Source organism: Streptomyces sp. NPDC001617 (assembly GCF_053596855.1).
Genome location: NZ_JBSFHA010000005.1, coordinates 226,417 through 247,265 on the forward strand (window position 1 = coordinate 226,417; position 20,849 = coordinate 247,265).

The following is a 20,849-nucleotide window of genomic DNA, read 5'->3' on the forward strand; positions in this document are numbered from 1 at the left end:
GTGCGGCGCGTGGGCCTGTTGTGCGCGACACGGTACCCCCAAGTCGGCGCAAACAACTGACCAGGACCGCCCCACGAACCGCTCCGCGCGCGTGGACTCAGCCGAGCAGGACGACCTCGACCTCGGTGCCGGGTTCGACGGACTCCACGTCCTCGGGGACGACGATCAGCGCGTCGGCCTGCGCGAGGGCGGCGACCAGGTGCGATCCGGCGCCGCCGACCGGGGTGACAGCGCCGTCGGCGTACCTCCCGCGCAGGAACTGCCGGCGGCCCTTCGGCGAGGTCAGCGCCTTGCCGGTGGTGAGGGTCGCGCGCGTGCGCGGCCGGTGGACGTCGTCGAGCCCCATGAGGGTGCGGATCGCCGGGCGGACGAACAGCTCGAAGGAGACGTACGACGACACCGGGTTGCCCGGGAGCGCGAGCAGCGGGGTGTGGTCGGGGCCGATGGAGCCGAAGCCCTGGGGCTTGCCGGGCTGCATGGCGAGCTTGCGGAAGTCGATGCCGCTGCCCGCCTCGTCCTCGTCGCCGACGTAGGACAGGGCTTCCTTGACCACGTCGTACGCCCCGACGCTCACGCCTCCCGTGGTGACCAGGAGGTCGGCACGGACGAGCTGGTCCTCGATGGTGGAGCGGAGCGTCTGGGCGTCGTCGGCCACGGCGCCCACCCGGTAGGCGATGGCGCCGGCGTCCCGGGCGCAGGCGGTGAGGGCGAAGCTGTTGGAGTCGTAGATCTGGCCGCTGCCCAGCTTCTCGTCGGGCTGGACGAGCTCGCTGCCGGTGGACATGACGACCACGCGCGGGCGCGGGCGCACGCGTACCGTGCCGCGTCCGATCGCGGCCAGCAGCGCGATCTGCGACGGCCCGAGGACCGTACCGGCGTCGAGGGCCCGGTCCCCGGCCTTCACGTCGCTGCCCTTCGCGCGCACATGCGCGCGTGCCTCGGCCGACCGGTACACGTGCACATGCCCTTCGGCGCCCTCGGGCGCGAGGCTGCGGGCGCGCATCCCGGTCACCGGGCCCTCGCCGAGGCCCCCGTCGGTCCACTCCACGGGTACGACGGTCTCGGCGCCGGGCGGCAGCGGGGCTCCGGTCATGATGCGGGCGGCCTGGCCGGGGCCCACGTGGAGCAGCTCGGCCTGGCCCGCCGCGACGTCCCCGACGACGTCCAGGACGGCGGGGAACTCCTCGCTCGCGCCCGCGACATCCGCGACCCGCACCGCGTACCCGTCCATGGAGCTGTTGTCGAACGGCGGCAGTGAGACCGGCACCGTGACGTCCTCGACCAGGACGCAGCCCTGTGCGTCGAGGAGTTGCAGCTCGATGGGTTCCAGGGGGCGGACGGTCGCGAGGATGTCCTCCAGGTGTTCGTCCACCGACCACAGATGGTCCGGGCCGGTGGTGCGGGGCGCGGCGCTGCTCAACGTTGCTACATCTCCTCGGCTACGTAACTGCGAAGCCAGGTCCGGAAGTCCGGGCCCAGGTCTTCACGTTCGCACGCGAGTCTGACAATGGCACGCAGGTAGTCGCCGCGGTCACCGGTGTCATAGCGGCGGCCCTTGAAGACGACGCCGTGCACGGGGCCGCCGACCTTCTCGTCCTGCGCGAGCTGCTGGAGGGCGTCGGTGAGCTGGATCTCGCCGCCGCGGCCCGGCTCGGTCTTGCGCAGTATGTCGAAGATGTGCGGGTCGAGGACATAACGGCCGATGACCGCGTAGTGCGACGGCGCGTCCGCCTCGTCGGGCTTCTCCACCAGGCCGGTCACCTTGACGACGTCGCCGGCCTCGGTGGTCTCCACGGCCGCACATCCGTAGAGGTGGATCTGCTCCGGCGCGACCTCCATCAGAGCGATGACGCTGCCGCCGTGCTGCTCCTGGACCTCGACCATGCGCGCGAGCAGCGGGTCGCGCGGGTCGATCAGGTCGTCGCCGAGCAGAACGGCGAAGGGCTCATGCCCCACGTGCGGGGCGGCGCACAGCACGGCGTGACCGAGCCCCTTGGGGTCGCCCTGGCGCACGTAGTGCATGGTGGCGAGGTCGCTGGACTCCTGGACCTTGGCGAGCCGGCCCGCGTCGCCCTTCTTCTGGAGGGCGGACTCGAGCTCGTAGTTGCGGTCGAAGTGGTCCTCGAGGGGGCGCTTGTTGCGGCCTGTGATCATGAGGACGTCGTCGAGGCCGGCGGAGACGGCCTCCTCGACCACGTACTGGATCGCCGGCTTGTCGACGACCGGCAGCATCTCCTTGGGAGTGGCCTTGGTGGCCGGCAGGAACCGGGTGCCGAGGCCTGCTGCGGGGATGACAGCCTTGCTGATCCTGGGTTGCGCCTGAGTCATGCCCGCAACCTTATCCGGTGCCTTTGCAGGGAATCTGTGGCTCCGGTTAATTGGCTCTCATATGAGCCTATTAGGAAGGGTACGGGTGCGACCTGTGAGTCACATCGGACGTGCGGCCGAGCCTGACAAGCGAATGTTGCGGCGAGAGTTCCTCGCGGTGAGAAACAGATTGACGGCGGATGACGTGCGCACAGCCGCGGAAGGGCTGGCCGGGCGCGCGCTGGAGCTGCCCGAGCTGGCGGATGCGCGCACGGTGGCGGCGTACGTCTCCGTGGGCAGCGAACCAGGCACCCTCGCGCTCCTGGACACGCTGCGCGCGCGGGGCGTGCGGGTCCTGCTCCCGGCGCTCCTGCCCGACAACGACCTGGACTGGGGCGCCTACACCGGTGAGGGCTCCCTCGCGCGCGTCCAACACGGCGGCAGGATGGCGCTGTTCGAGCCGACCGGCGCGCGGCTCGGGCCGGACGCCGTGACCGAGGCCGACGTGGTGCTGCTACCGGGGCTCGCGGTCGACGCACGCGGGATGCGGCTGGGGCGCGGCGGGGGGTCGTACGACCGTGTCCTCGCACGTCTGGAGCGCGCGGGCGTGCGCCCCGCGCTGGTGGTGTTGCTGTACGACACCGAGGTCGTCGGGCACGTCCCGGAGGAGGCGCACGACCGGCCGGTGCACGCGGTGGTGACGCCGTCAGGCGTGCGCCGCTTCCGTAGCGGCGCGTAAAACGCCTGAGGGCGCGCGGAGATCACCGCGCGCCCTCAGTTCAAGCTCTCGCTTCGGCCTGCCGCCTCAGGATCCCGGCTTGAGCACCAGCGTGTCGCTCGTGTCCTTGTCGACGGCCTTGTCCGAGAAGCTCCAGTCGAGCAGTTCGCCCTTGACCCACTTGCTCGTCTGGTCGGTGTAGTGCGCGCTGAAGGCGTGGCCCGAGGCGCCGGTGAGATTGATCCACTTCGACTTGTCGAGGTCGCCGAGGTTGACCACCATGCGCATCGACGGGACCCAGACGACGCCGTAGCCGCCGGCGGCGTTCCAGCCGGTGGCGTTGACCGTCGCCTCGCCGCCGCTGAGCTTCCAGGGGCCGCGGTTGAGGACGTACTTCAGGAAGCCGGGGCCGTCGGTGCCGAGGGTCTGGTTCTTCAGGAACAGGCGGTGCAGCCGACCCCAGCTCCAGGTGTCGATGTCCTTGCCGAGCTTGGCGGTCAGCTCCCAGCGGGCGTCGATCATGGCGCGTTTGAACAGGTCGTCGCGGTTGTCGCTCGCTCCGGGCCGGGTGAGCGACTTGGGCGTGGACCACCAGTCGCTCTTCGGGTCGTCCATGAGGTTGCGCACGACCTCGAACCAGCGGTCGCCGCCGTCGGGCTGCGCCTGGTCGGCGTCGCGCTCGCCGCACTCGCGGACCTTGTTGATCTCGTCCGCGGGGCCGGTGGTGTTGACGGGGTCGACCCACAGGCACTGGCCCTTGACGCGCAGCTCCTTGGGCAGCTTGTTGCCGAAAGCGAGCTTGAGGATGTTGCGCCAGACCGCGTTGAAGTAGGCGGCCGCGGCCGAGTCGGCGTCCTGGGTGTAGTCCCAGCCTTCCAGCAGGTCCTGCGCCTCGCGGACGGCCTTCGCTCCGCTGGTGTCCTTGTCCTTGATGTCGATCTTCAGCAGCTTGGGCACGAGCAGCTTGGCGATCTCGCTGCTGTTGTCCAGCTGCATCTGGCGCATGTCGTCGGTGGAGATCTTGCCGCCGCCCTTGATCTTCGACTCGATCAGGTCGGTGATGCGCTGGCTGCGGGTGCCGTAGCCCCAGTCCGTGGTGAGCGTGTAGGGGTACTTGTCCGGGTCGATCACGGCCTGGTTGGCGGTGACGATGTAGCCGCGTGACGGGTTGTACTCGTAGGGCAGTGCGTCCTTGGGGATGTACCCGGTCCACTTGTAGCTGGAGTCCCAGCCGGGCGCGGGAATGGAACCGGTGTCCTTCTTCGCGCGCGTGGGGATCTTTCCGGGCAGGGTGTAGCCGATGTTGGTCTTGTCGGCGTAGACCAGGTTCTGCGACGGCACGTCGAACAGAGCCGCCGCGGAACGGAATTCGCTCCAGTTCGAGGCCTTGTCCATGGCGAAGACGGCGTCCATGGAGGTGCCGGGATCGAGCGCGGTCCAGCGCAGGGCGACCGCGTAGCCATCGCCGCGGTCGGGCGCCGCGGTGTCGACTGAGGCCTTCTTGCCGACCTTCACCAGCTCGTCGTCACGGTCGGACAGCAGGGGCATTCCGTCGCTGGTCTGGCGGACGACGATCTTCTTGGAGGCGCCGCCGGCGACCTTGATGGTCTCCTCGCGCGTCTTGAAGGGCTTGACCGTGCCGTCGTAGAGGTAGCCCTCGCCGCTGAGCTTCTCCAGGTAGAGGTCGGTGACGTCGACGCCGGAGTTGGTCATGCCCCAGGCGATGTCCGCGTTGTGGCCGATGACCACGCCAGGCATGCCCGCGAAGGTGTAACCGGTCACGTCGTACTGGCACTTGCTGGAGACCGTGCGGCAGTGCAGGCCCATCTGGTACCAGACGGACGGCAGGGAGGCCGACAAGTGCGGGTCGTTGGCCAGCAGCGGGTGGCCGGTGATGGTGTGACTTCCGGAGACGACCCAGGAGTTGGAGCCGATGCCCTGGCCGTTCACGCCGACGGCCGTCGGAAGGTCGTCCAGGGTGTCGTAGAGGCCCGAGAGCTGGCTCTGGAGGGCGGAGGTCGCCGAGCCCGTGGACGTGCCCGTGGAGCCGCTGGTGGACGTTCCGCCGGCCGACGCGCTGCCGTTCTGCTCGAACCTCTCGGTGAGCCCGTTGTACCGGCCCTCCTGAACGATCGTTTCGTTACGGCTGTACGGGTACTCCGGGTAGAGGTCCTTGATCTGCTGCGGGCCGAGGCGGCTGGTCATCAGGGCGCGGTCGATCTCGTCCTGCATGTTGCCGCGCAGGTCCCAGGCCATCGCCTTGAGCCACGAGATCGAGTCGACCGGGGTCCACTTCTCGGGCGTGTAGTCGTTGGTGAAGCCCAGAGCGGCGTACTCCAGGGAGATGTCCTTGCCGTCCTTGCCCTGCAGGTAGGCGTTGACCCCCTTGGCGTACGCCTGGAGGTACTTCTTGGTGGAGGCCGACAGCTTGCTGTCGTACTCCTGCTTTGCCACGCGGTCCCAGCCCAGGGTGCGCAGGAACTCGTCGTTCTTGACCTGGCCCTTGCCGAACATCTCCGACAGGCGCCCGGAGGTCATGTGACGGCGCACGTCCATCTCGTAGAACCGGTCCTGCGCCTGGACGTAGCCCTGCGCCATGAACAGGTCCTCGTCGGAGGACGCGTAGATCTGCGGGATGCCGTAGCTGTCACGCTTCACATCGACGGGTCCTGACAGGCCGTCGAGTGTGATCGAGCCCTTGGTCTGAGGGAACGACGCGCGGACGGTGCTGATGGACCAGTACGCCCCGTAGGCGACGCCTCCGATGATGGCCAGGACCAGTACCAGCACGATGAGTCGGGCTTTGCGCCCCTTCTTCCTGCCGGACTTGCCGGGCTTGTCACCCGTTGTGGCGGTGGTGTTGGGGGGCATCGCTGTCCTTGCTGTCCTAACGCGAGCGGCAGGCGGTCCTGGAGTGCTGGAGCAACCATAGGCGTAGGGCCCTGTGCCCCTTGACGCGGTGTCGGGAACGAGCGCCGGCGCGCGTTCGATCTTGCCTCGGGGAGCGTCAAGAAATCGTCAAGAGTTAGGTAAGGTAACAAAGTACTTGGGTGCGGAGTTCCACGACTTCGTGTCCTATGTACGTGAGCTCCCGCGCGGGATGCGTGTGAGCCAGGGAAGGGAACGGCCGCTGACTGTCCACCACCTCAACCAGCTTCTGCTCGTCTGCTCGCTCGTCCTGCTCGTCGCCGTGGCAGCGGTCCGGATCTCCTCGCGCAGCGGGCTCCCAAGCCTGCTCGTGTACCTGGGGATCGGGATCCTCATGGGCCAGGACGGGATCGGCGACATCCACTTCAACAATGCCGAGATGACCCAGGTCATCGGATACGCGGCACTTGTCGTGATCCTGGCCGAAGGCGGCCTCGGCACGAAGTGGAAGGAGATCAAGCCGGCCCTGCCGGCCGCCTCCGCGCTGGCGCTGGTCGGAGTCGCGGTGAGCGTCGGGGTCACGGCGTCGGCGGCGCACTACCTGATCGGGCTGGAGTGGCGCCAGGCCCTCATCGTCGGAGCGGTCGTCTCCTCCACGGACGCGGCGGCGGTCTTCTCCGTACTGCGGAAAATCCCCCTCCCCGCGCGCGTGACGGGCACGCTGGAGGCCGAGTCCGGCTTCAACGACGCTCCCGTCGTCATCCTGGTGGTCGCCTTCTCCACCGCCGGCCCCGTAGACCACTGGTACGTGCTGCTCGGCGAGATAGCCCTTGAGCTGGCGATCGGCGCGGCCATCGGCCTCGCGGTGGGCTGGCTCGGCTCCTGGGGCCTTCGGCATGTGGCCCTGCCCGCGTCCGGCCTCTACCCGATCGCCGTCATGGCGATCGCCGTCACCGCGTACGCGGGGGGCGCGCTGGCGCACGGCAGCGGCTTCCTGGGCGTCTATCTCGCCTCGATGGTGATGGGCAACGCCAAGCTGCCGCACTGGCCCGCCACGCGCGGGTTCGCCGACGGGCTCGGCTGGATCGCCCAGATCGGCATGTTCGTCCTGCTCGGCCTCCTGGTCACCCCGCACGAGCTCGGCGACGACGTCTGGCCCGCCCTCGTCATCGGCCTGGCGCTGACCATGGTCGCGCGACCGCTGAGCGTGGTGCTGTGCCTGACGCCGTTCCGGGTGCCCTGGCAGGAGCAGACCCTGATGTCCTGGGCCGGGCTGCGCGGCGCGGTGCCCATCATCCTGGCGACGATCCCGATGGTGCAGGGCGTCGTCGCCAGCCGCCGCATCTTCAACATCGTCTTCGTCCTGGTCGTCGTCTACACCCTGATCCAGGGGCCGACGCTGCCCTGGCTGGCCCGCAAGCTGCGCCTCGGCGAGGACAGCGAAGCCGCCGACCTCGGCATCGAGTCAGCCCCCCTGGAGCGACTGCGCGGGCATCTGCTCTCGGTCGCGATCCCCGAGGGCTCGAAGATGCACGGCGTCGAGGTCCACGAGCTGCGGCTGCCCGCAGGCGCCGCCGTCACCCTGGTCGTCCGTGACGGAAAATCGTTTGTTCCGCTGCCTACGACGGTGCTCCGGCGCGGCGACGAACTCCTCGTCGTCGCCACGGATCCCGTCCGGGACGCAGCGGAGAAACGACTCCGCGCCGTGGGGCACGGAGGCAAGCTGGCCGGATGGCTGGGGACGAACGGGGCGAATGCGGGGCGCTGACGGGACGGGGCGAGCGAAGTCGCGTGGCCGGGCGGCATGACGGTGGGGCGTGAGAGTGGGGGCGTGCACGGCGCGCGAAGCGGCGCTCCATGTCGTTAATGGCGTGTTTCATATGGTTCACACCCCCGCCAATCACAGGTGAACACGCGCATGGTGCTCGTTTTCACAGGCACCCCAGGCGTCGACCCCTGTAGGATGAAGGCACACTCTGATCGAACCAACTCTGCCTGACGCAGAGCTGGCGCGACCGTATGGCGGTCGGGGCGCCTTCCGCAGTGGGCACCGGCATCTACCGCAGTTCCGCGCAAGAGGACAGCTCTCGGCGCCCCCGCACGGGCGCGCTACCAGGCGGCAGAAAGGCACGGGCCGTGGCATCCACGGTCACCACCGAGCCGTCACAGGACTCGTCGGCTTCCTCCCGTCCGGGATACGGGCAGCTGTTGCGCACCCGTGGCGCCTGGACATTTCTGTTCCCCGGCTTCGCCGCGCGCCAGCCGTTCGCCATGCTCACCATCTCCATCGTGCTGCTCGTGCAGCACACCACCGGCTCGTACGGAGCGGCGGGCGCCGCCGCGGCCGTCACCGGCGTCTCCATGGCGCTGTTCGCTCCCTACAGCGGGCGCCTGGCCGACCGCTACGGGCAACGCGCCGTGCTGCTCCCCGGCGTGCTGGTCCACACGCTGTCGGGCCTGACCCTGACGGCGCTCGCACTGACCCACGCGCCGATGTGGGCGCTGTTCGCGGCGGCCGTGCCGACAGGCGCCTCGGTGCCGCAGATCGGGCCCATGGTGCGTGCCCGCTGGGGCGTGAAGCTCCAGGGCTCGCCCCTGATGACCACCGCGGCCGCCTTCGAGTCCGTCACGGACGAGCTCACCTTCGTCTTCGGCCCGCTGCTGGCCACCGCCCTGTGCACCACCGTCGCCCCGGCCGCGGGCCTGGTGACGGAGGCGGCGCTCACCCTGCTCGGCGGGCTGCTCTTCGCGGCGCAGAAGACCACGCAGCCCGCCGTCACCCTGGCCGGGCACGCGCGCGAGGAGCACATTTCCGCACTGGGCATCCCCGGTGTGCGCGTGTTGATCGTGGCCTTTCTCGGCATCGGCGCCGTCTTCGGCGGCATGCAGGTCTCGCTGGCGGCGTTCAGCGAGTCGATCGGTGAGCCCGGCCTGAACGGCATCCTGTACGGCGTCTTCGCAGGGGGCAACATGCTCTCCGGGATCGTGTGCGGCGCGATCGCCTGGAAGGTGGCTCCGCAGCGGCGCCTGGTCGTGGGCTACGGCGCGCTCGCGCTGACGGCCTCCGGTCTGTGGGCCGCGCACTCCGTGCTCGTCCTGGCCGGCCTGGGCCTGCTCGTCGGTATGTGCGTCGCGCCCGCGCTGATCACCGGCTACACGCTGGTCGAGGGCCTGGTGCCGGCCGGTGCCCGCACCGAGGCCTTCACCTGGCTGACCGGTGCGGTGGCGCTCGGCCAGGCGGCGGCCGTCACCATCGCCGGACAGCTGGAGGACCGCTTCCGGGACGGCGCCGGATTCCTCGTGCCGATGGCCGGTACAGTGCTCGCCCTGGCGACCCTCGTGGCTCTGCGCTCGCGCCTTGTATCACGGCCCCGCAGCCGGACCGTGGCACGTGGCGTCGGTCACCGCGTGCCGGTGACGGTGGACTGATCCTCAGGAATACGTCACTATGGACCCTCGTTAGCACTCATTGAGTGAGAGTGCCAGGAGGAAGACAGTGCCCACCTATCAGTACCAGTGCACCGAGTGCGGCGAGGGCCTCGAGGCGGTGCAGAAGTTCACCGACGACGCCCTGACCGAGTGCCCCAACTGCGGTGGCCGCCTGAAGAAGGTGTTCTCCGCGGTCGGCATTGTCTTCAAGGGCTCCGGCTTCTACCGCAACGACAGCCGCGGCTCCTCGTCGAGCAGCTCGCCGGCGTCGTCGTCGAAGTCGTCGACGTCCACCACGTCCTCGGACTCGAAGTCGTCTTCGTCGTCCTCGGACTCGAAGTCGTCCGGCAGCGGCACCTCCTCCAGCAGCAGCTCCGCCGCGTAGGGCAAGCGCACGGAACCCTGTCGTCGTAGGACGGCAGGGTTTTCGGCGTTTCCGGAGCCCCTCTCCCCGCTCCGCGGTCGCCGGATACTGTGCTGGCCATGGCGAACGCAGAGATCGGTGTAATCGGCGGCTCGGGCTTCTACTCGTTCCTCGAGGACGTGACCGAAGTCCAGGTGGACACCCCGTACGGTCCGCCCAGCGACTCCCTCTTCCTCGGCGAGGTCGCCGGACGGCGCGTCGCCTTCCTGCCCCGCCACGGCCGCGGCCACCATCTGCCTCCGCACCGGATCAACTACCGGGCGAACCTGTGGGCGCTGCGGTCGGTCGGCGCACGGCAGGTCCTGGGTCCGTGCGCGGTGGGCGGGCTGCGCCCCGAGTACGGGCCGGGCACGCTCCTCGTGCCGGACCAGCTGGTCGACCGTACGAAGTCCCGGGTGGGGACGTACTTCGACGGGCTGCCACTGCCCGGCGGCAACGTGCCGAACGTGGTGCACGTGTCCCTTGCCGATCCCTACTGCCCCGTCGGACGCACGGCCGCTTTGAAGGCGGCGCGTGGCCGGGACTGGGAGCCGGTGGACGGCGGCACGCTGGTCGTGGTCGAGGGGCCGCGTTTCTCGACGCGTGCGGAATCGCTGTGGCACCGGGCGCAGGGCTGGTCGGTGGTGGGCATGACCGGGCACCCCGAGGCCGCGCTCGCCCGTGAACTGGAGCTCTGCTACACGTCGTTGACCCTGGTCACCGACCTCGACGCGGGCGCCGAGACCGGCGGGGGTGTCTCGCACGACGAGGTGCTGCAGGTGTTCGCGGCGAACGTGGACCGGTTGCGGGGCGTGCTGTTCGACGCGGTGGCCGGCCTGCCCGCGAACGAGGACCGCGATTGCCTGTGCACGACGGCGCTGGGCGGGATGGACCCGGGGTTCGAGCTGCCGTAACGCGGCGGGGATGGGGATTCGGAGGGCGGAACTGCCCATTCGGGTGAGGGAGTTGTCCACAACCCGCGGGTAGTCCACCGACCTCGGCGGGAATCGGTGCGAAGCCTCATCGTGGGCCTGCAAGCCGATTCCTCGACGCAGGTGGTGATCCGCATGTCCATTCCCCCTCCGCCCCTTCTCCCCTCCCCTCGCCCGCTCGGCACCGACGCACCCGCCACATGCGAGGTCCCGCACTTCGCACCCGTGCGGGTACGCGGCGGACGGTATCAACTCCAGCGACTCGTACGGCATCGCAGGAGGGCCGTGGCACTGGGCCTTGCCGTGACCGCTGCGGCGCTGGTGGCCGCCGGTCCGCGGGACACCGAGCAGGCGCGCGGGCATCCGGTGGCGGACCCCGTACGAAGGCACCGGGCCGTCCAGATGGTGGCCGCGCCCGTGCGGATCGCCGACGGGGCCACGGTCCGGCTGCTGCGGCCCGGTGACCGGGTGGACGTCATCGCGGCCCGGGAGACGGCGACAGGCGGCGACGCACAGGTGGTCGCGCGCGGAGCGAGGGTGACCAAGGTGCCGGAGCGGTTGGACGGTGAGGCCGACAGTGGGGCGCTGGTCGTCCTCTCGGTTCCTCGAACCACCGCCGCGCGCCTCGCCGGTGCGGGCGCGACGGCACGCCTGGCGGTGACACTGTGCTGAGCCGCGTCGTCCGTATCGTGCGCGATTTCCTGGCAAGTCCCTGTACCGAGCTACCCAATTGGACAGAGCGGCCGCGTGTTGACGTAGGTTGCGGAGCTGTTTGTTCCACAACCTGTGCGTGCGAGAAGAGGCCCCGAGGTGAGCGAGAAGAAGGATCCGAGCGTCTGGCAGGGCTTCAAGGCCTTCCTGATGCGCGGGAACGTCGTCGACCTGGCAGTGGCGGTGGTCATCGGCACCGCCTTCACCAACATCGTCAACTCGGTGGTGAAGGGTGTGATCAACCCACTGGTCGGAGCGATCGGCACGAAGAGCCTCGAGAGCTACACCTCGTGCCTGAAGGACCCGTGCGTGGTGAACGCGGACGGCACGGTGAAGAGCGGTATCCCGATCATGTGGGGCTCCGTTCTCGGCGCCACGCTCACGTTCGTGACCACCGCGGCCGTCGTCTACTTCCTGATGGTTCTGCCGATGTCGAAGTACCTGGCGCGGCAGGCGGCCCGCAGGAAGGCGAAGGAGGGCGCGCAGGAGGTGATCGAGGTGACGGAGCTGGAGGTGCTCAAGGAGATCCGCGACGCCCTGGTCGCGCAGCGCGGGTCCGGGCACGACGGGCGGTAGCGGCGGCGGCCCGCTGGGCCTGGCGGGCGGGTGTCCGCACCGCTCAGAGGTGGTGGGGCGGCTTCTCGTCGAGGAAGCGCTTCAGGTCGGCCGCGGCGTCGCCGTCGGAGGCCGGCCGTTCGCCCCAGCCGCGGTCCGTGTCGTCCGAGGACTGCCGGTCCAGCGGGTCGTCGAAGATCAGCGCGGGCTTCGGGGCGCGCGGCTCGGGGGTGGGGGCGGAGGTCATGCCTCCAGAGTACGGCCCCGGGGGTGTGCGTCGGCCGGGTCGCGCCGTTGGCTCACACCACGTACAGACCGTGTACCGCGAAGACGCTCCTGGCCAGGGCGGTCTGCTCCGGTGTGGGGCAGGGGGTGTCGTGCAGGGCGAAGGGCCGGCCGAGCCTCTGCCACTTGGCCTCGCCGAGCTTGTGGAAGGGCAGGACGTCGACGCGGGTGACGTTGCCGAGGGAGGCGGCGAAGGCGGCGACGCCTTCGATGTTGGCCGGCTCGTCGGTGAGGCCGGGCACGAGCACGAAGCGGACGTGGACCTCCTTGCCGAGGTCGGCGAGGCGGTGGGCGAAGTCGAGGGTGGGTTGCAGGGGGCGGCCGGTGACCTCCCGGTAGGTGGAGCGGTTCCAGGACTTGATGTCGAGCAGGACCAGGTCGGTGTCCCTCAGCAGGGCGTCGGTGGCGCGGACGCCGAGGAAGCCCGAGGTGTCGAGGGCGGTGTGCAGGCCGAGTTCGTGCTTGAAGCGGTGCAGCAGCTCGCCGGTGAAGACGGGCTGGAGCAGCGGTTCTCCCCCGCTGACGGTCGTACCGCCGCCCGCGGCCTCGATGAACCGCGTGTACTTGGCGGCCTCGGCGACTATCTCGTCGGCCGTGGTGCGCTTGCCGTCGCGCATCCGCCAGGTGTCGGGGTTGTGGCAGTACAGGCAGGTCAGCGGGCAACCCGACAGGAAGGTGACGAAGCGGGTGCCGGGGCCGTCGACACCGGTCGACAGGTCCCACGAGTGGACCGAGCCGACCACCGGGCGCCGGGTCGCCGCGGCGGCCGGGGTGGCCGCCGCGGGCACGAGCCCGCGGGTCGGCGTCGGCAGGGTCGGCGTCGCAGGAAGAAGCGCAGTCATCGCCCTACTCCCTCAAAGCGAGCCGTGGAACGTGCGGTTGATGACGTCGAGTTGCTGCTCACGCGTGAGGCGGACGAAGTTGACCGCGTAGCCGGAGACCCGGATGGTCAGCTGCGGGTACTTCTCGGGGTGCTCCATCGCGTCCTGAAGGGTCGCCCGGTCGAGGACGTTGACGTTCATATGGAAGCCGTCACTGGCCATGAAGCCGTCCAGGACGCCCGCCAGGTTGTCGATCCGCTCCCCGGGTGTGCGGCCCAGGGCGTCCGGGGTGATGGTGTTGGTCAGCGAGATGCCGTCCTCCGCGTCGTCGTAAGGGAGTTTGGCGACGGAGAGCGCCGAGGCGACGTAGCCGTGCTCGTCGCGCCCGTTCATTGGGTTGGCGCCGGGCGCGAAGGGGGTGCCCGCGCGGCGGCCGTCGGGCGTGTTGCCGGTCTTCTTGCCGTAGACGACGTTCGAGGTGATCGTCAGGACCGACTGGGTGTGCACTGCGTCGCGGTACGTCGGGTGTCGGCGGACCTTCTGCATGAACTCGTGGACGATCCAGCGCGCGAGCGAGTCGGCCCGGTCGTCGTTGTTGCCGTACGCCGGGTAGTCGCCCTCGACCACGTAGTCGACGGCGAGGCCCGTCTCGTCGCGGATGACCTTCACGCGCGCGTGCTTGATGGCGGACAGCGAGTCGGCGGCGACCGAGAGGCCGGCGATGCCGCACGCCATGGTGCGCAGGATCTCCCGGTCGTGCAGGGCCATTTCGAGGCGCTCGTAGGCGTACTTGTCGTGCATGTAGTGGATGACGTTGAGCGCGTGCACGTAGGTCTTGGCGAGCCAGCCGAGCATGGCGTCGTAGCGGGCGAGGACGGTGTCGTGGTCGAGGTACTCGTCGGTGATCGGCTCGAAGCCCTCGACGACCGTCTCGCCGGACTTCTCGTCGCGGCCGCCGTTGATGGCGTAGAGGAGGGCCTTGGCGACGTTGACGCGGGCGCCGAAGAACTGCATCTGCTTGCCGACCGCCATCGCCGAGACACAGCAGGCGATGGCGGTGTCGTCCCCGTACTTGGGGCGCATGAGTTCGTCGGACTCGAACTGCAGGGCGCTGGTGTCGATGGCGACCTGGGCCGCGTACGACTTGAAGGCCTCGGGCAGGCGCGGCGACCAGAAGACGGTGAGGTTGGGCTCGGGAGCCGAGCCGAGGTTGTAGAGGGTGTTGAGGGCGCGGAAGGTGGTGCGGGTGACCAGGGGGCGCCCGTCGGCGCCGATGCCGCCCATCGACCAGGTGACCCAGGTGGGGTCGCCGGAGTAGAGCTCGTTGTACTCGGGGGTGCGCAGGAAGCGCACGATGCGGAGCTTGATGACGAAGTCATCGATGAGCTCCTGAGCTTCGGACTCGGTGAGCAGGCCGGCCTCGATGTCCCGCTGGAGGTAGATGTCGAGGAAGGCGTCGATGCGGCCTACCGACATGGCGGCGCCGTTCTGCTCCTTGACCGCGGCAAGGTAGGCGAAGTAGAGCCATTGGACGGCCTCGCGGCCGGTGCGGGCGGGGCCGGAGATGTCGTGGCCGTAGGAGAGGGCCATGGTCTTGAGTTCCTCGAGGGCGCGGATCTGCTCGGCGATTTCCTCGCGTTCCTGGATCACCTGCGCACTCGGCCAGAGGACTTCGACTGCGCTTTTGTCCGCTCGCTTCGCGACGATGAGCCGGTCGACGCCGTAGAGGGCGACGCGGCGGTAGTCGCCGATGATGCGGCCGCGACCGTAGGCGTCGGGCAGGCCGGTGATGATGCCGGAGGAGCGGCAGGCGCGGATCTCGGCGGTGTAGGCGTCGAAGACGCCGTCGTTGTGGGTCTTGCGGAGCTTGGTGTAGATCTCCCGGACGGCCGGGTCGGCTTCGTACCCGTAGGCGTTCAGGGCGCCCTCGACCATGCGCCAGCCACCGTTGGGCATGATGGCGCGCTTGAGCGGGGCGTCGGTCTGGAGGCCGACGATCAGGTCGAGGTCGCGGTCGATGTAGCCGGGCGCGAAGGCGTCGATACGGGAGGGCGTCCTGGTGTCGACGTCGTAGACGCCGCGCTCGATCTCGGTCGGGAACATCCCGAGGAGCTTCTTCCAGACCTCGGTGGTGCGCTCGGTGGGTCCGGCGAGGAAGGAGGCGTCGCCCTGGTAGGGGGCGTAGTTCTGCTGGACGAAGTCGCGGACGTCGACGTTGTCGCGCCACAGGCCGCCCCGGAAGCCGGCCCAGGCATCCCCCAGCGGCGACGGTTCGTGCGGCGCCTCCTCTGCAGGGGTGACGGTCGTGGTTTCCGCAGGAGTCGCAGTCATGGCGCACACCTTCCGCATGGCTTCATCAGTACGGATCCATTGCACGCCCGCGCGGGCGCTTCCGGGAGCTGCGTTGGTCCCCGATCCCGGGCCAAAGGTCCTATCGATAATCGATCGGAACGCCGATCACTCCGGCCCACCCGGCCTGTTCGCGGGGCCTTCGGACTCTCCTTCGCTTATGAATCCCTTCACAAGAATGTGCGCGGGTTATCTGATGTGCTTGGGCTCATGACGTCCAGCCACAGACCTCTGCGCAAACTCGCCGCCCGCGGCCGCGACGAGGCACATCGCGTCGCCTCGCCGCTCGAGCTCTTCTTCGACCTGTGCTTCGTCGTGGCCATCGCTCAGGCGGGCGTCCAGCTGGTGCACGCCGTCGCCGAGGGGCACGCGGGCGAGGGCATCCTCAACTACGCGATGGTGTTCTTCTCCATCTGGTGGGCGTGGATGAACTTCACGTGGTTCGCCTCGGCGTACGACAACGACGATGCGCTCTACCGGGTCGTCACCCTGGTCCAGATCGCCGGGGTGCTCGTCCTGGCCGCCGGAGTGTCCCGGGCTTTCGAGAACCACGATTTCCTGGTCGTCCTGCTGGGCTACCTGATCATGCGGCTCGCCCTGATAGCGCAATGGCTCCGCGTGGCACGGTCGACCGAGGGCGCGGAGAGAACGATGGCTCTGCGGTACGCCGGAGGCGTGATGCTGTGCCAGGTCGGCTGGCTGGGGCTGCTGTTGCCGCAGGAGGGTGCCAGGCCATGGGTCTTCCTGGTGATGGTGCTCCTCGAGATGTGCGTGCCGCCGTTCGCGGAGAAGGACCACCCGACGTCCTGGCACCCGCACCACATCTCCGAACGGTACGGGCTGTTCACGATCATCGTGCTCGGCGAGTCCATCGCGGCGGCCACCGTCGCCGTGAAGTCGGGCATCGACGAACACGACGCCCTGGCGGACCTGCTGCCGATCGCGGCGGGTGGGCTGCTGATCGTCTTCGCCGCCTGGTGGATCTACTTCGTCGTACCGATCCACGGCCACCTGCGCTCCAACCGGCAGGCCTTCCTGTGGGGCTACGGCCACTATCTGATCTTTGCTTCCGCGGCCGCCATCGGCGCGGGACTGCAGGTCGCGGTGGAGCAGGCGGTCGGCAAGGCGCACATCTCCACCTTGGCCGCGTCGGCCGCGGTGACGCTGCCGACTGCGCTGTACTTCCTCACCGTCTGGGCGCTGCACTCCCGCTTCTACAAGGTGGGCATCGCCCAGCAGTTGGTGCTGCCGACCACGGCACTGCTGGTGATCGTCTGCACGTTCCTGGGCGACTGGGCGGTGTTCGCGGCGGGCATCGTGTCGGCGCTGGCGGTGGCGACCGGGGTGACACTCACGGCGCGCATGGCCGCCAAGGAGCGCGGGGCCAGCGGAACGAGCGGGGAGCGCGCGACGAGCCCGGTCGCCTGAGGAGGACTCTCGCGCTGCGGTCGGGGCGAGACTGGGTCCATGACAGTTGACGCTTTGACCGACGTCACCGGTGTACGGGTGGGCCACGCGACACGCTCCGGCAGCGGTTGGCTCACCGGCACCACCGTCGTACTAGCCCCGGAAGGCGGCGCCGTCGCCGCCGTGGACGTACGCGGCGGCGGGCCCGGCACCAAGGAGACCGACGCCCTCGATCCGCGCAACGTGGTGCAGAAGGTCGAGGCGATCGTGCTGACCGGCGGCAGCGCGTACGGGCTCGACGCGGCGTCCGGCGTGATGGCCTGGCTGGAGGAGCAGGGGCGCGGCGTGCGGGTCGGGGAAGACCCCATGCACGTCGTACCTGTGGTGCCCGCCGCCTGCGTCTTCGACCTGGGGCGGGGCGGCGAATTCCGGGCCAGGCCCGACGCCGCCACCGGTCGCGCGGCGGTAGAGGGGGCCGCGGCGAGCGCGGTCGGCGAGCGCGTGAGGGAGGGGTGCGTGGGCGCCGGCGCGGGAGCCGCCGTCGGACCGATGAAGGGCGGGGTCGGCACCGCGAGCACTGTTCTCGACTCGGGGATCACCGTGGCCGCGCTCGTGGTGGCCAATGCGGCAGGGTCGGTGATGGACCCGGAAACGGGCGTCCTGTACGGGGAGTTGTTCCAAGGGCGCGTGAACTACCCGCAGGCGCACGTCCACGAGGCCGCACGCCGGCGCCTCGCCGAGGCCGCGGCGAAGAACACGCGCCCGCTGTTGAACACCACGCTCGCCGTGGTGGCCACCGACGCGGACCTGTCGAAGGCCCAGGCGCAGAAGGTGGCCGGCACCGCGCACGACGGGATCGCGCGCGCCGTGCGGCCGGTGCACTTGCTCAACGACGGCGACACGGTGTTCGCGCTGGCGACAGGGGAGCGGCAGTTGGACGCCGAACACCCCCTCGCGTTGAACAAGATCCTTGAGGCGGGCGCGGACGTGGTGACGCGCGCGATCGTGCGCGCCGTGCGTGCCGCCGAGTCGGTGGACGGGCCGGGCGGGATGTGGCCGTCGTACGGGGAGTTGTACGGGGGGCGGTGAATCGGGCTGGGGCGCGTGTCCCCGGCTTGCACAACACCCGGCATGGGGGGGGGTTCGAGGCTCGTGGCGGACGGCGCGACACCCTCTGACCGGCGCACGAGCCACGCGCGCCTCCCGTCACGTCACCCGCGCCCCACTCGCAGATGTCCTGGTTCTGTCACGCGATGGTGCCCACAGCGCACGAAGGGAACCTCAGCAGCCACCCGTTCCCTCTTTCCCCACGCACTGGAGCGGATCACGCACATCACACGAACCTGGAGCAGCCCGTGACAACGCCGGACATTGCAGCGCGGCGCGTACTGGGGGCCTGTGCCGCCCTGATGGTCGGCGCCCTCACCCTCACCGCCTGCGGCGGCAACGCCAATGCCGACGCCAACAGCGACAGCAAGGGCGGCGACAAGGGCTCGGCCAAGACATCCACGGCGAAGATCGTCATCTCGGCGAAGGACGGCTCGACCGACGCGTCGATCAACACGACCGGCGTGAAGGTCAGCGGGGGCAAGCTGACCGACGTGAAGATGACGGTGGCCGGGTCGGGGCAGGCCGTGGCGGGCTCGATATCCGGGAACGGCGATACCTGGAAGCCGAATGAGCAACTCGAGCGGGGGACGAAGTACCAGATCTCGGCGACCGCGAAGGACTCGGGCGGTCATACGGCGGCGGCCAACTCCATCTTCACCACGGTCACTTCGGCGAACAGCTTCATCGGGACGTACACGCCGGACAACGGGACCACGGTCGGGGTCGGGATGCCGGTGTCGTTCAACTTCGACAAGGTGATCAGCGACAAGAAGGCCGTGCAGTCGCACATCACGGTCACCTCCAGCAGTGGGCAGAAGGTCGTCGGGCACTGGTTCGGCTCGCAGCGGCTGGACTTCCGGCCGGAGGAGTACTGGAAGGCCGGCTCGAAGGTCACGATGAACATCGACCTGGACGGCGTGCAGGGCGCCAACGGCGTCTACGGGGTGCAGAAGAAGACCGTCACCTTCACCATCGGGCGTTCGCAGGTCTCCACCGTCGACGTCAACACGCAGACCATGACGATCGTGCGGGACGGCAAGACGTTCAAGACGGTCCCGGTCTCGACCGGCAGCCCTCAGCACACCACGTACAACGGGCAGATGGTGATCTCCGAGAAGTTCGTGCAGACGCGCATGAACAGCCAGACCGTCGGTCTTGGCGGCGAGTACGACATCCCGGACGTGCCGCACGCGATGCGTCTGACGACGTCGGGGACGTTCATCCACGGCAACTACTGGTACAACAAGGCCAACCCGCCCTTCGGCCGCGAGGGCACCAGCCACGGCTGCGTCGGGCTCGCGGATGTGCAGGGCGCTCAGGGCGCCACGAACGCCAAGTGGTTCTACGACAACTCGCTCATCGGGGACGTCGTGATCGTCAAGAACTCCCCCGACAAGACGGTGGCGCCCGACAACGGGCTCAACGGGTGGAACCTGACGTGGAGCGACTGGATCGCGGGAAGTGCCGCCTGATCGTCGCGAGCAGCACATGACCGGCTCAAGCGCCGCCTGAACAGCGTGTTCTGACAGATCGTCGGGCCGTGTGGGAACTTCTCACACGGCCCAGGCGTTTTCTGTGCGCACGTTTTCTCGGTTCCCGGACATGATGTCCGACCGAGGGGCTACGGTATGCACCCACAAGGTGACATGCAGCAACGCCGGGAGAAACCTTGAGCGTTCCGTACGAGACCACAGCGTACGAACCACCCGAGTCGCCCGAGTCTCCGGAGGAGCACCTCGCGCGACTCCTCGGCCGTGCCCTGAACTCCTTCGAGCTGCCCGACGACGTCATACAGCGGCTCGACTGTGCGCTGGCGCACGACAGTTCGCTGCACTCCGCGCACCACAGCGCGGGGCTGCACCGCGAGACGTACCGGCACACGTGGCTGCTCGCGGACGGCTCGGCGCTCACCCTGTGGGAGCTCGTGCACAACACAGCGCCGGGCAGCGCCGCGCAGCACGAGGTGTACGTCGACGAGGAGGAGCTGCGCACGGCCACCGCGCGCCTGCCGCTGCCGCCGGACGCGCCGGACTTCGAACTGCCGGTGACGGTGCAGCTGTCCCCGATCCCGGCCCCCCGGCACGCGTACGTGCCGGACGACTCGGCGGACCACGCGCGTCGGCTTCTGCGCCGTGCGGAGAACACCGACCGGCCGGACTCGGAGACGGCGGAACTGCTGTCGACCGCCTTCGCCCACCAGATCACGCAGGCCTTCGGGCGTCCGTGCCGTGCGGGGCGCGCAGGGTTGTGCTTCGCGCTCTACGAGCACGCGTTCCTGCTGCGCGACGGCGCGGAGGTCTCCCTCTGGGAGGTCGAGCACACGGCCACGCCCGACGGACGGCACATGTGCGAGGTGTATGTCACGGAGGACGCGGCCCGGGACGCGATGGAGCGCCGCGCGACGCAGGTTTCCTGAGAGATGTGAGCACTTCCGGTGCCAAGCTCGCACTCCCGGCGTGCGGCATCGGCACGCACCCCGGCGCGCACGGTCCGGCGTACGCCCCCAGCTCGTGCCCCAGCGCCTTTCGTTGAGCCAATGCCCGTCGCTGCGCTAACGCCCGTCGCTGAGCTGTCGTACCAGACCCGCGAACGCGTCCCTCTCCGCCGGGGTCAGTTCGACGGACTCCAGTTGGGGGCCGGCCTGCCGCTGATGCGGGAGGGCGTGCAGAGTGTGGCCGTGCCACAGTCCGGCTCCGGAGCGGGCGCGGCGCAGGAGGCGGATCAGGCCGATCACCCAGACGACAGTGGCGAGGGCGAGAAGGGCCACGCCCAGCGACTGGAGGATCGAGACGTGCTCATCGGGCATGCACCCCAGTAGACATCACGGTCCGGGACTTTGGTCCCGGACCGTGACGTATCTCGCATGCCACGCAGGTGGCTCGACGTCGAGGCCGATGACGTCCCCGGTGCGGACGAGCGAGAGCGGGCCGCCGGCCGCGGCCTCGGGTGCCACG

18 protein-coding genes and 1 pseudogene are annotated in these 20,849 nt (G+C 69.4%); 11 read left to right on the forward strand and 8 right to left on the reverse strand.

The features are described from left to right. Positions 1-97: 97 nt before the first annotated feature. A complete protein-coding gene (gene glp / locus ACWC09_RS06460; RefSeq protein ID WP_450849090.1) occupies positions 98-1,420 on the reverse strand; it encodes a molybdotransferase-like divisome protein Glp in 1,323 nt (440 codons plus the stop codon). Positions 1,421-1,425: 5 nt separating this feature from the next. Next, positions 1,426-2,328, reverse strand: a complete 903-nt coding sequence (galU, locus tag ACWC09_RS06465; protein ID WP_450849092.1) for a UTP--glucose-1-phosphate uridylyltransferase GalU — start codon at positions 2,326-2,328, stop codon at positions 1,426-1,428. A 133-nt stretch (positions 2,329-2,461) separates the two neighbouring features. On the opposite strand from galU, the gene ACWC09_RS06470 reads away from it, so the two are divergent. After that, positions 2,462-3,046, forward strand: a complete 585-nt coding sequence (locus ACWC09_RS06470) for a 5-formyltetrahydrofolate cyclo-ligase (RefSeq protein WP_450849094.1) — start codon at positions 2,462-2,464, stop codon at positions 3,044-3,046. A 66-nt stretch (positions 3,047-3,112) separates the two neighbouring features. Here the strand turns inward: ACWC09_RS06470 and ACWC09_RS06475 are convergent, their stop codons facing one another. Further along, positions 3,113-5,896, reverse strand: a complete 2,784-nt coding sequence (locus ACWC09_RS06475) for a penicillin acylase family protein (RefSeq protein ID WP_450849095.1) — start codon at positions 5,894-5,896, stop codon at positions 3,113-3,115. A 229-nt stretch (positions 5,897-6,125) separates the two neighbouring features. Here ACWC09_RS06475 and ACWC09_RS06480 point away from each other — a divergent pair, with 229 nt between their 5' ends. The 6 genes from ACWC09_RS06480 to mscL all read left to right on the forward strand — a co-directional run bounded on the left by ACWC09_RS06480 (position 6,126) and on the right by mscL (position 11,944). Beyond that, positions 6,126-7,661, forward strand: a complete 1,536-nt coding sequence (locus ACWC09_RS06480; protein WP_450849135.1) for a potassium/proton antiporter — start codon at positions 6,126-6,128, stop codon at positions 7,659-7,661. A 368-nt stretch (positions 7,662-8,029) separates the two neighbouring features. Further along, complete coding sequence (locus ACWC09_RS06485) at positions 8,030-9,322, forward strand: MFS transporter (RefSeq protein WP_450849097.1); 1,293 nt, start codon at positions 8,030-8,032, stop codon at positions 9,320-9,322. Positions 9,323-9,389: 67 nt separating this feature from the next. Further along, on the forward strand, positions 9,390-9,707 hold the full coding sequence (locus ACWC09_RS06490; protein WP_450849099.1) for an FmdB family zinc ribbon protein: 318 nt from the start codon (positions 9,390-9,392) through the stop codon (positions 9,705-9,707). A 98-nt stretch (positions 9,708-9,805) separates the two neighbouring features. Continuing rightward, positions 9,806-10,639, forward strand: a complete 834-nt coding sequence (locus tag ACWC09_RS06495; protein WP_450849101.1) for an S-methyl-5'-thioadenosine phosphorylase — start codon at positions 9,806-9,808, stop codon at positions 10,637-10,639. 153 nt (positions 10,640-10,792) lie between these two features. Then, on the forward strand, positions 10,793-11,329 hold the full coding sequence (locus ACWC09_RS06500) for a hypothetical protein (protein WP_450849102.1): 537 nt from the start codon (positions 10,793-10,795) through the stop codon (positions 11,327-11,329). A 138-nt stretch (positions 11,330-11,467) separates the two neighbouring features. Then, positions 11,468-11,944 (forward strand): large conductance mechanosensitive channel protein MscL, encoded by a 477-nt coding sequence (gene mscL / locus ACWC09_RS06505; RefSeq protein WP_450849104.1) that lies wholly within the window; start codon positions 11,468-11,470, stop codon positions 11,942-11,944. A gap of 43 nt (positions 11,945-11,987) precedes the next feature. Here mscL and ACWC09_RS06510 read toward each other — a convergent pair whose 3' ends face one another. From ACWC09_RS06510 to pflB, 3 genes are read right to left on the reverse strand one after another with little or no spacing between them, the layout of a single operon-like run. Beyond that, positions 11,988-12,170, reverse strand: a complete 183-nt coding sequence (locus ACWC09_RS06510) for a hypothetical protein (RefSeq protein ID WP_450849106.1) — start codon at positions 12,168-12,170, stop codon at positions 11,988-11,990. A 52-nt stretch (positions 12,171-12,222) separates the two neighbouring features. After that, the gene (gene pflA, locus ACWC09_RS06515; RefSeq protein WP_450849108.1) at positions 12,223-13,050 is read right to left on the reverse strand and encodes a pyruvate formate-lyase-activating protein; all 828 of its coding nucleotides are present in this window, start codon (positions 13,048-13,050) and stop codon (positions 12,223-12,225) included. 12 nt (positions 13,051-13,062) lie between these two features. Then, positions 13,063-15,360 (reverse strand): formate C-acetyltransferase, encoded by a 2,298-nt coding sequence (gene pflB, locus ACWC09_RS06520; protein WP_450849110.1) that lies wholly within the window; start codon positions 15,358-15,360, stop codon positions 13,063-13,065. Between the two features lie 228 nt (positions 15,361-15,588). Between pflB and ACWC09_RS06525 the strand changes: the two genes are divergently transcribed. The 4 genes from ACWC09_RS06525 to ACWC09_RS06540 all read left to right on the forward strand — a co-directional run bounded on the left by ACWC09_RS06525 (position 15,589) and on the right by ACWC09_RS06540 (position 20,311). Next, positions 15,589-16,806, forward strand: a complete 1,218-nt coding sequence (locus ACWC09_RS06525; RefSeq protein ID WP_450849112.1) for a low temperature requirement protein A — start codon at positions 15,589-15,591, stop codon at positions 16,804-16,806. A 39-nt stretch (positions 16,807-16,845) separates the two neighbouring features. Next, positions 16,846-17,874: a P1 family peptidase gene (locus ACWC09_RS06530; RefSeq protein WP_450849113.1), complete on the forward strand. Its 1,029-nt coding sequence runs from the start codon at positions 16,846-16,848 to the stop codon at positions 17,872-17,874. A gap of 266 nt (positions 17,875-18,140) precedes the next feature. Beyond that, on the forward strand, positions 18,141-19,367 hold the full coding sequence (locus ACWC09_RS06535) for a L,D-transpeptidase (protein WP_450849114.1): 1,227 nt from the start codon (positions 18,141-18,143) through the stop codon (positions 19,365-19,367). Between the two features lie 197 nt (positions 19,368-19,564). Continuing rightward, the gene (locus ACWC09_RS06540) at positions 19,565-20,311 is read left to right on the forward strand and encodes a DUF6227 family protein (RefSeq protein ID WP_450849115.1); all 747 of its coding nucleotides are present in this window, start codon (positions 19,565-19,567) and stop codon (positions 20,309-20,311) included. Between the two features lie 135 nt (positions 20,312-20,446). On the opposite strand, the gene ACWC09_RS06545 is transcribed toward ACWC09_RS06540, so the two are convergent. Next, entirely contained in the window at positions 20,447-20,701 is a 255-nt protein-coding gene (locus ACWC09_RS06545; protein WP_450849117.1) for a hypothetical protein, read from the reverse strand. A 72-nt stretch (positions 20,702-20,773) separates the two neighbouring features. Then, a pseudogene (locus tag ACWC09_RS06550) lies at positions 20,774-20,849 on the reverse strand (hypothetical protein); the annotation flags it as partial.